Origin of the sequence: Pseudocoprococcus catus (genome assembly GCF_019734885.1) — a bacterium.
GTDB classification, from domain to species: domain Bacteria; phylum Bacillota; class Clostridia; order Lachnospirales; family Lachnospiraceae; genus Coprococcus_A; species Coprococcus_A catus.
Genome location: NZ_JAAXCM010000064.1, coordinates 33,871 through 49,571, shown reverse-complemented (window position 1 = coordinate 49,571; position 15,701 = coordinate 33,871). Strand labels below are relative to the sequence as shown.

The 15,701-nt window shown below is 45.2% G+C and carries 10 protein-coding genes; 9 read left to right on the top strand and 1 reads right to left on the bottom strand.

Annotated elements, in window-relative coordinates:
* Window positions 1–94 precede the first annotated feature (94 nt).
* Complete coding sequence (locus HED67_RS16020; RefSeq protein WP_221718871.1) at window positions 95–2,986, top strand: translation factor GTPase family protein; 2,892 nt, start codon at window positions 95–97, stop codon at window positions 2,984–2,986.
* Here the strand turns inward: HED67_RS16020 and HED67_RS16015 are convergent.
* Window positions 2,932–4,308 carry an MATE family efflux transporter gene (locus HED67_RS16015; RefSeq protein WP_221718870.1) on the bottom strand — a complete coding sequence of 459 codons (1,377 nt, stop codon included), beginning with the start codon at window positions 4,306–4,308 and terminating at the stop codon, window positions 2,932–2,934. The two genes, HED67_RS16020 and HED67_RS16015, sit on opposite strands and share 55 nt — an antisense overlap.
* A 580-nt stretch (window positions 4,309–4,888) precedes the next feature.
* Between HED67_RS16015 and HED67_RS16010 the strand changes: the two genes are divergently transcribed.
* The 8 genes from HED67_RS16010 (at window position 4,889) to HED67_RS15975 (ending at window position 15,694) form a co-directional block, all read left to right on the top strand.
* A complete protein-coding gene (locus HED67_RS16010) occupies window positions 4,889–5,920 on the top strand; it encodes a D-alanine--D-alanine ligase family protein (protein ID WP_221718869.1) in 1,032 nt (343 codons plus the stop codon).
* 23 nt (window positions 5,921–5,943) lie between these two features.
* The gene (locus HED67_RS16005) at window positions 5,944–7,314 is read left to right on the top strand and encodes a UDP-N-acetylmuramoyl-tripeptide--D-alanyl-D-alanine ligase (protein WP_221718868.1); all 1,371 of its coding nucleotides are present in this window, start codon (window positions 5,944–5,946) and stop codon (window positions 7,312–7,314) included.
* Window positions 7,315–7,477: 163 nt separating this feature from the next.
* A complete protein-coding gene (gene pta, locus HED67_RS16000) occupies window positions 7,478–8,464 on the top strand; it encodes a phosphate acetyltransferase (protein WP_221718938.1) in 987 nt (328 codons plus the stop codon).
* Window positions 8,465–8,884: 420 nt separating this feature from the next.
* The gene (locus HED67_RS15995; RefSeq protein ID WP_221718867.1) at window positions 8,885–9,604 is read left to right on the top strand and encodes a GTP pyrophosphokinase; all 720 of its coding nucleotides are present in this window, start codon (window positions 8,885–8,887) and stop codon (window positions 9,602–9,604) included.
* A gap of 130 nt (window positions 9,605–9,734) precedes the next feature.
* Entirely contained in the window at window positions 9,735–11,426 is a 1,692-nt protein-coding gene (locus HED67_RS15990; RefSeq protein ID WP_221718866.1) for a GspE/PulE family protein, read from the top strand.
* A 108-nt stretch (window positions 11,427–11,534) separates the two neighbouring features.
* On the top strand, window positions 11,535–12,602 hold the full coding sequence (locus tag HED67_RS15985; RefSeq protein ID WP_221718865.1) for a type IV pilus twitching motility protein PilT: 1,068 nt from the start codon (window positions 11,535–11,537) through the stop codon (window positions 12,600–12,602).
* 15 nt (window positions 12,603–12,617) lie between these two features.
* Window positions 12,618–13,739 (top strand): type II secretion system F family protein, encoded by a 1,122-nt coding sequence (locus tag HED67_RS15980; RefSeq protein ID WP_221718864.1) that lies wholly within the window; start codon window positions 12,618–12,620, stop codon window positions 13,737–13,739.
* Window positions 13,736–15,694: a DUF5057 domain-containing protein gene (locus HED67_RS15975; RefSeq protein ID WP_221718863.1), complete on the top strand. Its 1,959-nt coding sequence runs from the start codon at window positions 13,736–13,738 to the stop codon at window positions 15,692–15,694. The genes HED67_RS15980 and HED67_RS15975 overlap by 4 nt, the downstream gene beginning before the upstream one ends.
* The last annotated feature ends 7 nt before the right edge of the window (window positions 15,695–15,701 follow it).

The following is a 15,701-nucleotide window of genomic DNA, read 5'->3' as shown; positions in this document are numbered from 1 at the left end:
GAACAGTTAAAAGCATAGGATGAAAATCAAGAAAACGGCGGCTGGTGATGCACAATCAAGTTTTGAAAATCATAAAACAGGAAGGGGATTTCCAATGGAAAGTACCTTAAGCGATAAATCATTAAAAAAACATATAACACTCGGCATTCTGGCCCATGTGGATGCAGGCAAAACGACACTGTCAGAGAGTATTCTTTATCTGACGGGCAGCATCAGAAAGCTCGGCAGAGTGGACAACAAAGATGCGTTTCTGGATACATATAGTCTTGAGCGGGAGAGAGGCATTACTATTTTTTCCAAGCAGGCAGAACTTGAGATGAAGGACGGAAAGTATACACTTCTTGATACGCCGGGACATGTAGATTTTTCGGCGGAGATGGAACGAACACTGCAGGTGCTTGATTATGCTGTGCTTGTTATCAGCGGGGCGGATGGTGTACAGGGCCATACCCAGACTTTATGGCCTCTCCTGTCACGATATAAAGTGCCGACATTTATTTTTATTAACAAGATGGATCAGAATGGAACGGATCAAGAGGCGCTGATGGCTGAAATCCATCAGCGTCTGGGAGATAATTGTATTGATTTTTCAGAAGAATCAGATAAACGCAATGAGAACCTGGCTATGTGTGATGAAACGGTGTTGGAATCCTATCTGGAGAAAGGAACAGTGACGGATGAACAAATACGAAAAATGATCTCAGAACGAAAAGTTTTTCCGTGCTTTTTTGGTTCAGCACTGAAACTGACCGGTGTTCAGGAACTGCTGGATGGAATTGAAAAGTGGACTGTCAATTCACAATATCCGGATAACTTTGGTGCCCGCGTCTTTAAGATTGCAAGAGATGCTCAAGGCGGCCGATTGACTTATATGAAAATAACGGGCGGAAGTCTGAAAGTGAAGGCATTGCTGAAGGGACAGATGCACAGAACCCAGGAGGATGAAAGTGAATCGGGAAATACTGCCGCATATGGAAGCAATGACGCATCATCAGACAGCTGGGAAGAAAAAGTGAATCAAATCCGTATTTATAACGGTACAAAATATGAAACTGTGGATGAGGCGCCTGCGGGAACCATCTGTGCAGTGACAGGTTTGACGAAGACAAGAGCAGGGGATGGACTTGGTGCTGAAGCAGAACAGATGTTGCCGCTTTTGGAGCCGGTACTGACCTATCGGATCGAGCTGCCGGAGGGCAGTGATTTGCATAAAGTACTGAATCAGCTCAGACAGCTGGAAGAAGAAGAGCCGGAATTGCATATTGTCTGGGATGATATTTCAGGGCAGATCCTTGTGCAACTCATGGGTGAGATACAGACAGAGATTTTGCAGCAGCTGATCCGGGAACGGTTTAACCTGGAGGTGAAATTTGGTGCAGGCCGAATTGTATACAAAGAGACAATTGCAGCACCGGTGGAGGGAGTAGGGCATTTTGAACCTCTCAGACATTATGCAGAGGTACATCTTCTGATGGAGCCTTTGGAACCGGGCAGCGGTCTTATATTTGATACAGTCTGCAGTGAAAATATGCTGGATCGCAACTGGCAGCGGCTGATTTTGACACATCTGGAAGAAAAAGTTCACAGAGGTGTGCTGACAGGGTCACCGATCACGGATATGAGGATTACGCTGATCGCAGGCAGGGCACATCAAAAACATACAGAGGGCGGAGATTTCAGGCAGGCAACCTACAGAGCAGTGCGTCAGGGACTTCAGAAAGCAGAAAGCGTTCTTCTGGAGCCTTATTACCGCTTCAGGCTGGAACTGCCCCAGCGTCTGGTGGGACATGCCATGACAGATATTGAGAAAATGAGCGGAAAGTTTGAGCTGGGTGAAAACGAAGGCGACACGGCAGTGCTGACCGGTATGGCACCGGTTTCTGAGATGCGTGAATATCAGAAAGATGTCGCTGCTTACACCGGCGGTACCGGACGCCTCTTCTGCACAATGGCGGGTTACTTTCCGTGTCATAATACAGAGGAAGTACTGGAAGAAACATTTTATGATCCGGAGCGGGATCTGACCAATCCAACGGGTTCAGTTTTCTGTGCACATGGGGCAGGCTTTGTGGTGCCATGGTACGAGGTAGAGGAATATATGCATCTGGAGGGGGCTGGTCTGGATGGAGAGCATTCAGGCACTGAGGATAAGGATGCAGTGCTGGCAGCAGAGGCACAGGTACCCGGAAGCCGCAGCATAGCACCCTCACTTGCTGATGACAAGGAACTTGAGGCTATTTTTGTTCGGACTTACGGTGAAATTAAACGAAGAAAACCGCAGAAAGAGCGGACATTCAGAGGTTCGGATGAAATTAATCCGGGAACAGCAGGTTCGGCTGCGGGAATGAATAGCACATTGTCGGATACAGCCGGGAAAGGCAGCTGGCGCGGTGAAAAGCGACAGAAGGAGAACCGACGCCAGGAGACTGCTCAGGAAAGTTACCTGTTAGTGGATGGGTATAATATTATCTTTGCATGGGAAGATCTTCATGAATTATCTGAACACAGTATGGATGCGGCACGCAATAAATTGATGGAGACATTATCCAACTATCAGGGCTATACAAGTCAGAGAGTGATCCTTGTTTTTGATGCCTATAAAGTGGAAGGTTTTTCGGGAGAAGTCACCAGATGGCATAATATTGATGTGGTTTTTACAAAAGAAGCGGAAACGGCCGATCAGTATATAGAAAAGACGGCCCATGCCATCGGCAGAAAGTATAAAGTCACCGTGGCAACTTCAGATGGCCTTGAACAGGTCATTATCCGAAGTCAGGGATGTCTGCTTATGTCGGCCAGGGAACTGCGTGAAGAAATTGAGCGGATCAAGGTTGAGATCCGCCGTGAACATCTGGATAAAAATCAGGAGAGAGGTAATTATCTGCTGAATTACCTCCCGAAAGAAGAGGCCGAGAGGATGGAGGCCATCCGTCAGGGCCTGATACCCTCTGATGACGAGGATGCGGCGGACAACAGGCGCCGCTGATAGATCAGATACCATGTGACAAGGACGATGCCTTTTAGAATACTGGAGATACTGATGCTCCACCAGATACCGGAAAGGCCAAGTGGTGTCTTTGTAAGAATAAGAAGTAAAGGAATACGCATACATGTCAGCAGGATGCTTTTGGAGGAAGGCGGCAAAGTGTTGCCGAGCCCCCCGAAGGCACCTGCTGTTGTGATTTCTGCACACATAAAGAGCTGAGAAAAGCCCATAATCCGGAGATAATCAATGCCGATAGGAAGAACAGCATCATCATTCAGGAAAATCTTAAAAACCGGTCCCGGCAGGAAAACGAGCAGCAGTGTGCAAAGTGAGCCCCATACAAAAACAATTTTCATAATTGATCGATAGCCGGCTTTCACGCGGTCTAATTGCCCGGCACCATAGTTTTGTGAGATAAAAGCGTTGATAGCGGCCATGAAACCATCTGCGGCCATCCAGGACAGAGATTCCACCTGAGTGCCGACTTTCTGGGCTGCTACAGCACCGTCTCCGTAACCGGCCACAAAACGTGCAATAAGCATAGAACAGCAGGAAAAAAGCATGTCCTGAAGGGAAAGCGGCAGGCCGATGCGGATAATCTGTGTATAATATTTGAAAGGTCTGGGTTTTGTCAGCTGCAGCCCGTGATAAAGCGGATGCCGTTTTCTGATAGCAAAAAGGAACAGAATAAATACAAACATCTGAGCAAAAACGGTGGCCACGGCGGCACCTGCCACGCCGAGAGCGGGAAAAGGACCAACACCGAAAATCAGCAGTGGGTCAGCAAAAACATTGCTGACAAGACCGCATGTATTCATAATAAATGGTGTCCGGCTGTCACCGCAGACATTGAAAGAAGCCGTAAAAATCTGGTTCATGAAAGTAAAAATAACCAGTCCGCATGTAATACGGAGATAAAGAACCGCATCCTGTATAACTTCCGGACTGCTCAGCTGGAAAAAGCCGATCAGCGAATGAGCCAGAACATTGATACCAATACTGAAAACAAGGGCGAATAAAATACCAAGCTGAAGGGCGGCACCGAGATAGCGTCGTGCTTCAGCATCATCACGGGCGCCGAGACAATGTCCGATCTTCACTTGGCCGCCCATCTTGGCCATGGTCACCAGACCATTGGAAAACCAGGTAAACATACCGGCTACACCCACACCGGCCACGGCACCGCTGCCGAGACGGCCGATCCAGATCATATCGATAAAATTGTAGGCCATCTGTATAAAATAAGTCATGACAATGGGAAGCGCCAGTACACAAAGCGAGCGCATGATCCTGCCATGCAAAAGATCAATTGTTTTTGTCATAAAACCTCCCAAATTTTGAGACTGCAATACTGCTGGCAAAAACATAGTTTTCGAATAATATTCAGAAGTTTAGATATTTTGCCAGCAGTATTGCAGATATCGCAGTTTATTGAATTTTTAGAGAATACAAAGTAATATCTCTTAAACGATATCAGTGATTCTCTCAGTTTTTAGTCATCGAATACTATAGTAACATATTTGGAAAATAGTGTAAACTGAGAAAAACAAAGCGTAAAAAATACACATGGCAGGAAATTCGGCTAAAGGGTCGCTTTACAAGGAAAGGTTGGCGCGGTATAATGTGCAGGAGGTAGACTAACCATATTTAAATAAGTGGTATCGCAATTAAATTGGTGAGTTTATGATAATTCAGTTGAAGTTTAAATTTTATGCAGATATCAGGAATGCGCAAAACCGCCGATTTTGATTCTGTATTGATTTGCTTTAGTAATAGGATTTTAATAGTGGTATTAGTATAATGTGCCGGGCAGATGCGAATTTCTCCTTTGTTTCTCAGTAAACCTGGAAGAGTAAACTTGGAAGAAAGTCGCTGGTGCCGGCCGACAGAAAGGAATTTATAATGAAAATCGTAGTATTAGCAGGTGGAATTAGTACGGAACGTGATGTTTCTCTTGTATCAGGTATGGGTATTTATAAGGCATTAAAGAGCAAAGGTCATCAGGTAATGCTTCTGGATGTTTTTCTGGGTTATGAGCATGATGACTGGAAGGATGTCTTTGAGAAGAATGTGGACTGGGCAGCTTCTGTTGGTGCCATCAAGGATCAGAATCCGGACATTGATGCGGTGAAGGCACTTAGACCGGATTGGAAGAAGAACTTCTTCGGCCCTCATGTCATCGAAATCTGTCAGCACGCAGATGTTGTGTTTATGGCACTGCATGGTGAGAATGGTGAAAATGGCAAGATTCAGGCATGTTTTGATCTGAATGGTATCCGCTATACAGGTACAGATTATGTCAGCTCAGCTATTTGCATGAATAAAGCCATTTCAAAGGATCTCTTTGTGACAGGCGGTGTACCGACACCTGTGGGCCTCCGTCTGAAGAAGGGCCAGACACCGGATGTAAAGGTGCCTTACCCTTGTGTTGTGAAGGCTTGCTGCGGTGGTTCCAGTGTCGGTGTTGTGATGGCCAATAATGATGAAGAATATGCGAAAGCCCTTGAAGAGGCTTTTAAATATGATGATGAAGTTGTCATAGAACAGTATATTAAGGGACGTGAGTTTTCTGTGGGCGTTGTGGACGGCAAAGCTTATCCGATTATTGAGATTGCACCGCTTCACGGTTTTTATGATTATAAGAACAAATATCAGGCAGGCTCTACGATTGAAACTTGTCCGGCAGAACTCAGTGAAGAGAAGACACTGGCTATGCAGGCGGCAGCTGAGCTGGCTTTCAAAGTGCTGCGTCTGAAGAATTATGCCCGTATGGACTTTATGATGGATGAAAAAGGTGACTTCTATTGTCTGGAAGCCAATACACTTCCGGGAATGACACCGACTTCACTGCTGCCTCAGGAGGCAAAGGTACTGGGAATTGAGTATGAGGATCTTTGTCAGCTGTTGATTGACATTTCCATGAGAGATGAATAGCAGGAAGGAAGTGGTATATATTTATGAAAAACATGACTTTAGAGAATATTGCAGCTGCCTGCGGCGGCGAGATTTATTGTATGCGTGAAGAACTGGCGCAGGAGACAGCCAAGGGCATTGTGATCGATTCAAGACAGATTGAGCCGGGATATATTTTTGTGGCAACAAAGGGTGAACGTGTGGATGGCCATCAATTTATTCCGGATGTTTTTGCAAAAGGAGCAATGGCAGTGATCTGTGAAGTATTGCCGAAAGAAGATCTGGGACCGTGTATTCTTGTGAAAGACAGTTTTATGGCTTTAAAGCAGGCGGCAGCCTTTTATCGTCAGCAGCTGAATATCCGTGTGGTGGGTATCACAGGCAGTGTGGGCAAAACCAGCACAAAGGAGTTTGTGGCTTCCGTTCTTTCAGAGAAGTACAAGGTACATAAGACTGCCGGCAACTATAATAATGAAGTCGGTCTGCCGCTGACCATCTTCGGTATTCAGGAGGATGATCAGATCGCAGTCCTTGAGATGGGCATCAACACTTTTGGCGAGATGCACCGTCTCAGTGAGGTGGCGAAACCGGACATCTGTGTCATGACGAATATCGGTCAGTGCCATCTGGAAAATCTTATCGACAGAGACGGTATTCTTCGGGCTAAGTCAGAGATTTTTGATTTTATGAATCCGAAGGGGACAGTTGTTGTCAATGGTGATGATGATAAGCTGGCAACCATTCATGAAGTTTACGGCAAAGCACCGGTGACCTTCGGCATGAACAAGCAGAATGCAATATGGGCAGATCATATTGAAAACCGTGGATTGCTGGGCAGCTGTGCAGATATTCATATGGGTGATGATGTTGTCCATGCGATTATTCCTCTGCCGGGTGAACATATGATTTACAATGCCATGGCAGCAGCGGCAGTTGCTCTCCAGTTTGGTATGTCAAAAGAGGAGATTGCAGCAGGCATCAGTCATGTTGAGGCAGTTGCGGGCCGCAGCCATCTCGTTGAGGCCGGAGACAAGGTGATCATTGATGACTGCTACAATGCCAATCCTGTTTCCATGAAAGCGGCAATTGATCTTCTGGCAACAGCACCGGGACGCAAAGTAGCTATTCTCGGTGATATGTTCGAACTGGGTGAGAATGAGAAGGCGATGCACGGTGAAGTTGGAGCATACGCAGCAGAAAAAGGTATTGATCTGATCCTTTGTGTTGGAGAACTTTCTGAATCTATGTATCAGGAGGCTGTAGGGAGTGGCGGCAATGCAAAATATTATGAGACAAGGGAAGCTTTGGAAGCAGTGCTTAATGAAATACTTCAGCAGGGTGATACAGTTCTTGTCAAAGCATCCCACAGTATGGCCTTTGAAAATCTGGTGAAATGCATTCAGGTAAATCAGTAAGACTTGTGATAATTGTTTAAAAAGGTGTACAAAAGGCTTATAAAATTGTTAATTTTTTAATTATCGCTGAATGCATTGCAATCTGCCAAAAAAGTGATAAATTATATATATGAGATTGTCAAAAGACAAAAGTTTAGGAGGAATATATATCATGAGCAAGAATATGCAGGGCTTCGGTATGATGATTCAGAAACTGAAAGAATCTCCGAAGAGAATCGTTTTTACAGAAGGTACAGATGAAAGAATTCTTGAAGCAGCTTCACGTCTGCTGGCTTCCAATTTCCTTACACCAATCCTGGTAGGTAACGAAGAAGCTGTACAGGCTGCTGCAGAAAAATATGGATATAATATCAGAGGCGCACAGATCGTTGATCCTGAGAACTATGACAGAATGGACGAGATGATCAATATGTTCTGTGAACTTCGTAAGGGCAAGAACGTTCAGCCTGAAGAAGCACGTAAGACTTTACAGGCAGGCAACTATTTCGGTACAATGCTTGTAAAGATGGGTGTTGCTGATGCTCTTCTTGGTGGTGCTACATACTCAACAGCTGATACCGTTCGCCCGGCTCTTCAGCTGATCAAGACAAAACCAGGCAACAAGATCGTATCTTCATGCTTCATCATGGTTCGTCCATCTGCTACAGGTGAGAACGAAGTTCTGGCTATGGCAGACTGTGCGATCAACATCAAACCTACAGCAGAAGAACTGGTAGAAATCGCTATCGAATGTGCAGAATGCGGACGTATTTTCGGTATCGATCCTAAGGTTGCTTTCCTGAGCTACTCTACACTGGGTTCAGGTAAAGGTGAAGATGTAGACAAGATGCGTACAGCAGCAGCTATGGCTAAGGAACAGGCTCCAACTCTTCCAATTGAAGGTGAATTACAGTTTGATGCCGCTGTTTCTCCGCGTGTTGCACGTACAAAATGCCCTAACAACCCGGTTGCAGGTCACGCCAACGTCTTCGTATTCCCTGACATCAACGCAGGTAATATCGGTTACAAGATCGCTCAGCGTCTTGGTAACTTTGATGCTTACGGCCCAATTCTGTTAGGCCTGAATGCACCAATCAACGACCTGTCTCGTGGATGCAATGCTGAAGAAGTTTACTCTATGGCTATCATCACAGCTGCATTAGCTGACTAATCATTAGCTGTCCTAAACAGTCAGGATAAGAGAATAGAACGATAAATGATCAAAGAGAGGATGCCCTTTGCGGATATCCTCTCTTTTTATCTTTTGTAAACAGGATTCCTCTTGATATTTGATGATAGATTTCGAGTTAGACTGTTTACATTTTATATTTGATTTTATTCAGAGGAAAAATTAGTTGAAAAAAGGGGATATTCTTCATATAATATAAACATAAAGTTGTATTATTATGGAAAATCAACAGACGTTCGGAGAGGAAGACTGATGAACGCTTCTCTCCGAATTTTCATGTGAGCAGGGGTAAATGATAAAATATAGGAATTCACAAAATATGTCTGCGAAGCAGATATGAATTCTGCATCAAGACTTGCAGATAAGCGTGTCTTGAATAATAAAGAAACGGAGATAAGGGGTATGGATGAGAATACAGTTGCAGTGGGGAAAGATATAGATCTGGAGACAGTGATCCTTCAGAATGTGGATCTGGCAGAGAGCATCGGGGCTTTCAGAGAAGTGGCAGAGCAGTTTCAGCAGCTGATGATGATGTACAGCTGTGCTATCCGGGAGGTGCGGACGAAGCTGGAAGTGCTCAATGATGAGTTTCAGGTTCAGCGGAGCCATAACCCGATTTCGTATATTAAGTACCGTGTGAAGAAACCGGCAAGTATTTTGGAGAAGCTGAAGCGAAGAGGGTATCCGGTAACTTTGCAATCAGTGGAGGATAATCTTCACGATGTGGCAGGTATCCGTGTTATCTGCAGCTATGTACAGGATATTTATATGGTGGCGGATATGCTGACTTCACAGAATGATATTACACTTCTGGAGGTGAAGGACTATATTGCTAATCCGAAGCCGAATGGTTACAGAAGTCTTCATCTGGTGGTACAGATTCCGGTTTTCTTCTCAGATGGGTGCAAGCCACTGAAGGTAGAAGTTCAGATCCGAACCATTGCCATGGATTTCTGGGCCAGTCTGGAACATCAGCTCAAGTACAAGACAGAGGGGGATGTGCCGGATGAAATTGCGGCAGAACTGAAGGATTGTTCCGACGTCATTGCCAATACAGATCAGAGGATGCAGAAGATTTACAATACATTAAAGACGAACAAGGCAGAAAACAAGCAGGAATAATGGCTTTACGGTAAAATTGACAAAATTAGCTAAGAAATAGCTAAAAGTTGAATTGACAGGTACTTTTGGCATGGATATAATAATGGTAAGTATAAAAGTGTGAAAAAAGTGTGAAAAAGAGGATGAGAGAATGGCTCTTAGACGAGAGAGGATGCGTCTTGGTGATATCCTTATCAAGCAGCATATTATAACAGAAGATCAATTGAAGAAAGCACTGGAACTTCAGAAGGGAACAGGCAAGAAGATTGGCGAGGTACTTGTGGACAGCGGCATGATCACAGAAGAGATGATCGTCCGTGCACTTCAGATGCAGCTTGGACTGAAGGTTGTCCGTCTGTCCGGAGTTGTGATACCGAAGGAAGTGCGTAATCTTGTCAATGTGTCACTGCTGAAGAAGTATCAATGTATTCCGTTTGAACTGGATCCGTACAATGCCAATATTCTGCATCTTGCGATGGCTGATCCTATGGATATGGCAGCCATTGATGATATATCCATTGTAACGAATCTGCAGGTGGAACCGTATATCGCAACAACCAGAGAGGTACTGACAGCCATTGACCGGTGCTATGGCGCTTCAGAGACCATGGATGCGGCGCGTCGATTTACAAGAGAACGTGCCCAGCTGCGGGGAGGGATTGAAGAAGAGACAGAGACGGATGTCAGCGATGCTCCGATTGTTCAGCTGGTGCGGTCTTTGATTGAACAGGCCATTCGTCAGCGTGCCAGTGATATTCATATAGAAGCACTGCAGGAGAAGGTACGTGTCCGATACCGTATCGATGGTGCGCTTTATGAGAAGATGGTCTATGACAATAGTTTGCTTCCGGCTATTTCCACCCGTATCAAGATTATGGGCGGTATGGATATCTCTGAGAAGAGAAAGCCTCAAGATGGCCGTATGACGATTATGGTGGACAGACAGGAGTATGATATCCGTATTTCTTCTATTCCAACGGTTCATGGCGAGAAGCTGGTGCTTCGTATTTCCTCCAAGCTGAATCTGACTCGTGAGAAGAAGGAACTGGGACTCAGTGATGACGAGCTGCATCGTTTTGACCATATGATGGCACATCCTTTTGGTATTATATTTGTCACGGGACCTACCGGAAGCGGCAAGTCTACAACACTGTATACAGCACTTAGCGAGATGAACAGGGAAGCTGTGAATATTGTCACTGTTGAGGATCCTGTGGAGGCGGATATCGAAGGCATCAACCAGATTCAGGTGAATCCGAAGGTAGCTCTGACATTCGCATCAGCCCTTCGTTCGATTCTTCGTCAGGATCCGGATATCATTATGATCGGTGAGATCCGAGACCAGGAGACGGCTTCCATTGCTGTTCAGGCTTCCATCACCGGCCATCTGGTTGTTTCTACCATGCATACGAACAATGCTGTAGGTACTTTGAGCCGTATGGCAGACATGGGTGTGGAGAATTACCTTATCGCCGATTCTATGATCGGCGTTATTGCCCAGCGACTGGTTCGTAAGCTTTGTCCGCATTGCCGCAAAGTCTATATGGCTTCTGAAGAAGAGAAGCGGATTCTCAGGAAGCCTCCTGAAGAAGATGTGGAGATCTTTAAGCCGGCAGGTTGCAATTTCTGTAATCAGACCGGTTTCTTTGGTCGGATTGCTGTTTTTGAGATTATGGAAGTGAATGAGGAGATTCGTTCTTTGATTGCGAAGAACGCTTCAACAGAACAGTTGGCTGATGCGGCGAAGAGAAGCGGTATGCGAACCCTTCGCGAGAATGGCATCCGCTATGTGCTTGAGGGCATCACATCTGTAGATGAAATGCTGAAGGCATCCTATGAATAAATAATGATTGAACAATCAACAACTGTGAATAATAGTTAATTGATAACTGTGAACAGACAGCTGTGAGCAGGTATTTGAATAAGCATTATATGCTGGATAGGAAGGCTTATGTATACTTTAGATAAAGTTTTAAAGGACTCTGTGGCAGCCCATGCATCAGATATCCATTTTACTGTAGGATGTTCACCATTCTTCAGGATAGATGGTATGCTGATCCCTCAGGAAGGCGAGAAGCTGATGCCGAAGGATATGGAAGAATTGCTTCTTCCGATTCTTGACCAGCGTCACAGAAAAGAACTGGAGGAAAACGGACAAACGGACCTGGCATATGCCATCCGCGGCGTTGGACGTTTTCGTGTGAGCATTTTTAAACAGCGCGGAACACTGGCATCTGTTATGCGATGTCTGCCGTTTAGTATACCGGAAGCCAAAAGCCTCGGTATTCCGGAGGAGGTACAGGCACTGACTCAGAAACGGCGGGGGCTCGTTCTGGTAACAGGACCGACGGGAAGCGGCAAGTCTACGACACTGGCATCTTTGGTGGATATTATCAACCGCACGTATCCGTATCATATTATTACATTGGAGGATCCGATTGAATATCTTCACAGACACCAGAAGTCCATTGTGAATCAGAGAGAGATCGGCAGTGATTCAAGTGACTACACCCAGGCACTGCGCGCAGCCCTTCGAGAAGACCCGGATGTGATCCTTGTGGGAGAGATGCGAGATCTTGAGACGATTTCCACGGCGCTGACGGCAGCTGAGACAGGCCATCTGGTGTTGTCTACATTGCATACCATCGGTGCAGCCAAGACCATCGATCGAATCATCGATGTGTTCCCTCCAAACCAGCAGCAGCAGATCCGTATCCAGTTGGCATCCGTACTGGAATGCATTGTTTCTCAGCAGCTGATCTGCAAAGAGGACGGTCATGGCCGAGTGGCGGCTCTTGAGGTGCTTTTTGCCAATAATGCGGTGCGCAATCTGATTCGTGAGAATAAGACCTATCAGATCCCTTCCATCATACAGACAGGCAAGCGCCGGGGCATGCAGACCATGGATGATGCCATCTATGATCTGTTCCTGAGAGGTGATATCAGCGCAGAATCTGCGGTATCCTATGCTCAGGATCCTGTGATGATGAACAACAAAGTGGATTTTAAGATGTTATAAGAGAGGACTTGAATTATGCCGGGATTTTCCTATGTTGCTGTTGATGCGGCGGGCAAAGAAGTCAAGGGCAGCATGGAGGCTGACGACAAGGAGAGAGTCGCTGAACAGCTGCGTAAAGACGGGCTTTTGCCGATGTCTATCCGTGAACAGGGCATCATGAACAAAAATATCGATTTTTCTGTGGGCAGAAAAGTAAAGTCCAGAGATTTGTGTGTATTCTGCCGACAGTTTGTCAGCATCACCGAGGCCGGTGTGCCTATGAAGGAGGCACTGCAGATGCTGTCGGAGCAGACAGAGAATAAATGGCTTAAGAGTGCCATTTCGGAAGTATTGGTGAATGTTGAGAAAGGTAATACACTGGCGGATTCCCTGCTGGCTTTTCCGGATATCTTCCCATTGATGATGGTCAACATGGTCAAAGCCGGTGAATCTTCGGGTAACCTTGAGATGGCTTTCTCCAGAATGGCGGTTCACTTTGAAAAGGAAGCAAAACTGAAGGCAACCATCCGCAAAGCAACGATTTATCCGATCATTCTGGTCTGTGCAGCCATCGGCGTTGCGGCAGTTATGCTGCTTTTCGTTATCCCGATCTTCATCGATATGTTTGCAGATCTGGATGTAGAGATGCCGGCATTGACCATGGCAGTCATGAATACCAGTAAATGGACGGCCAGCCACTGGTATGTGATCCTGATTGTTGTGGCTCTGATTGTATTTGCTTATCGAACCGCTTACAAAACCGATACAGGGCGTAGTGCCATTGATGACTTTAAGATGCGTGTGCCCCTCTTTGGCAAGCTGACAGTGAAGACAGCCTGTGCACAATTTGCCAGAACCATGAGTACACTGCTGGCAGCAGGACTGCCCATGACAGCCTGTCTGGATATCATTGCAGGTATCATGAAAAATGTGCATTATGCCAACGCCTTTATGAAGGCCAAGGAAGAAGTTATGAAAGGTATTCCACTTTCCGAACCGCTTCGAAGCGAAGGCATCTTTCCACCGATGGTGTATCATATGACCGGTATCGGTGAAGAAACAGGTAACATCGAGGACATGCTGGAGAAACTGGCAGACTATTACGATGAAGAAGTCGAGATGACCACTCCTATGACTGTAAGTTATATCTGGATTTGAATTTTGACGGTAATTTATCTGAAAAAGAAGAGCAGAGCAAATATATTGTCATTGAGGATTCCAAAGGAAATGTCATGACACAGACAACAGATGGGGACAGAAGCTTTTATGAGCTTGCTGAAGGGGAAACCTATACACTCACAAGAAAGATTCCGGAGGACTACTACAAGCTCATTACGTGGAAGCTGGAGGTTACAAGCAATCGCAATAGTTATGTCCATACATCACAGACCGGCTATGCAAAACAGAAAAATGAAAGTGGCCAAAAGCAGGTCATTAAGGTACTGCAGATATTGCCGTCTACTGAGATAAAACCATCGGCGAAAGGTACGTGGAATTTGAAAAATGACAGTACTTTTAAGTCGATGATTCAAAATATTGAGGATTTTGATATTCAAATTGATCAAATCTGGGCAACAGATATTAATAATAAGGATGGCAAATATAATACAAAGGAAAAACTGGCAGAGAGATTACAGGATGTACAGATGGTCATTATGGGCTTTGATGATGATTATCCTGATATATCCAATAAAAATGGACAGGTGGAGGCAATTCTTGATTATGTAAAAAAAGGAAAGAGTATTATCTTTACACATGATACGACCTCATATATGAATTATGATTTTTATAACATGCATAAGACAATGGCAGTCAAGGATGCAAGTGAGTATGATAATGAGGGAAAAAATGCTCTGCCGCATATTTTTTATAACCAGGGATTGATAGATGCAGGTAAAGGCACCTGGGGCTATTCTCTGAACCAGCTTTTGCGTGCATTTGTCGGCATGGACCGATATTCTGTCACATCACAGGATACAATTGGCGAGTCGGGTACAACCGTTTCAGCTTTGCTGAAGAAGGGGGAGGGACTGACAGATGGGTATAAGGTCAGCTTTGAAGAGCTTCAGAAACTGGCTGGTGATATTGCTTATACAACCGGTGGAAACAGACAGGCAAGCTATGCACAGGTACAGGCATATACCAATAATCTGATTTCTGTTAAGAGAATTTCACTTGGAACAAGTGATGACCTGACTACAACAGCTTCAAAGGTGAATGATGGTGCCATTACCCAATATCCGTATCGTATGGGAGATACGATTTCCATTGCGAAGACACATTGGCAGTGGAATCAGCTGGCAATGGAGCAGGACAAGGATATCAATGGCCGCAGTGACGGCAAATCCGATGTGGTGGTATGGTATTGCCTGGCCAACAATACATTGTATAATCAATCACCGAATGATGTGAGAAACAATTATTATTTCTACAGCAGAGGCAATGTCATTTATACCGGTGTGGGCCATAGTACAGTATCGAATGAAGAAGAAATTAAGCTCTTTATCAACGCCATGGTCGCAGCTGCCAATGTTACTGCGGTTGATCCGGAAGTTAATTTTGTAGAAGAACTTAACCCCACTGCAGATATTGAAAAAACCCGCTACTATTCGACGGATCAGTCTGCATGGACAGATGGTGAAGCCAATGTTCTTGAGAAAACTATGGACTTCTATGTGAATGTCAAGGACTACAACATGGTCAGCGCTGATCTGAATCAGAAAGATGTGGAGAAGCAGGAGATGACACTGCAGTTTTACATTGACAGCGAGAATGGAGAGGAGATTCAAGATGCACCTGTGGATACGAGGCTTGCCGATATTACAAAAAATATTGGAACACTGACAGATTATAATGGCGATACAATAAATGTAAGTGATGACGGTCTCTTCCACCTGAAGGAGAATAATGCCTTTAAGTTGACAGTGCCTGAGCCGGAGCAGTATCTGAGAACTGCAGGATCAGCGACTTCTGGTGAAGGAAATGGCTACAGGAAAGACTGCAGACTCTATGTCAAGGTGACAAGTACCGTTTACCTTTACGGCGAGCCGAAGACCAGTACCAAGTGGGCCGGCATTGACCTGAAACATCGTCAGTTATTTGAACTGAACTAAAAGGCGG

Excerpts from the sequence above, each read along its gene's own strand:
- HED67_RS16015 (WP_221718870.1), bottom strand. The coding sequence starts at position 4,308 with ATGACAAAAACAATTGATCTTTTGCATGGCAGGATCATGCGCTCGCTT.
- pta (WP_221718938.1), top strand. The coding sequence starts at position 7,478 with ATGCAGGGCTTCGGTATGATGATTCAGAAACTGAAAGAATCTCCGAAG.
- HED67_RS15985 (WP_221718865.1), top strand. The coding sequence starts at position 11,535 with ATGTATACTTTAGATAAAGTTTTAAAGGACTCTGTGGCAGCCCATGCA.
- HED67_RS16020 (WP_221718871.1), top strand. The coding sequence starts at position 95 with ATGGAAAGTACCTTAAGCGATAAATCATTAAAAAAACATATAACACTC.
- HED67_RS15980 (WP_221718864.1), top strand. The coding sequence starts at position 12,618 with ATGCCGGGATTTTCCTATGTTGCTGTTGATGCGGCGGGCAAAGAAGTC.
- HED67_RS15995 (WP_221718867.1), top strand. The coding sequence starts at position 8,885 with ATGGATGAGAATACAGTTGCAGTGGGGAAAGATATAGATCTGGAGACA.
- HED67_RS16005 (WP_221718868.1), top strand. The coding sequence starts at position 5,944 with ATGAAAAACATGACTTTAGAGAATATTGCAGCTGCCTGCGGCGGCGAG.
- HED67_RS15990 (WP_221718866.1), top strand. The coding sequence starts at position 9,735 with ATGGCTCTTAGACGAGAGAGGATGCGTCTTGGTGATATCCTTATCAAG.
- HED67_RS16010 (WP_221718869.1), top strand. The coding sequence starts at position 4,889 with ATGAAAATCGTAGTATTAGCAGGTGGAATTAGTACGGAACGTGATGTT.